Source organism: Flavobacterium sp. P1_E4, from assembly GCF_056405915.1.
In genome coordinates, this window is sequence record NZ_JBFUBE010000089.1 from 1 (window position 1) to 557 (window position 557).

Genomic DNA, 557 nt, shown 5'->3' on the forward strand with positions numbered 1-557 from the left:
TCTGATTTCTGATTCTAGTACGAGAGGACCGAATTGGACTAACCTCTAGTGTATCTGTTGTCCCGCCAGGGGCACCGCAGAGTAGCTACGTTGGGAAGGGATAAGCGCTGAAAGCATATAAGCGCGAAACCCACCACAAGATGAGATTTCTTTTAAGGGTCGTGGGAGATGACCACGTTGATAGGCTATAGATGTAAAGGCAGTAATGTCATAGTCGAGTAGTACTAATAACCCGTAAGCTTATGTACACCTTTTCTCCCGACTCCGGTCGGGAGAAGAAACTTTCTAAKATYCTGAATCAAGTTCAGGAYAAACTTTTTATGTTCTTTATCTCAGTATGTTAAGATATTATTGCAATTACGAGTTCGAAATTCTGAYCCGAGGCTTTAGCCGAACAGAACGAAGTTAATTACGACTTGCAAATGATTGCCCAAAGCAATTGTAACGACTTAAGGTGGTTATTGCGGCGGGGCTCACCTCTTCCCATCCCGAACAGAGTAGTTAAGCCCGCCTGCGCAGATGGTACTGCAGTTATGTGGGAGAGTATGTCGCTGCCT

General features: G+C 45.0%; 2 rRNA genes. Both read left to right on the plus strand.

The features are described 5' to 3' along the window. Nucleotides 1–248: ribosomal RNA gene (locus AC1DY0_RS19135) — 23S ribosomal RNA — on the plus strand; the annotation flags it as partial. Nucleotides 249–450: 202 nt separating this feature from the next. After that, nucleotides 451–557 (plus strand): 5S ribosomal RNA (gene rrf, locus AC1DY0_RS19140); the annotation flags it as partial.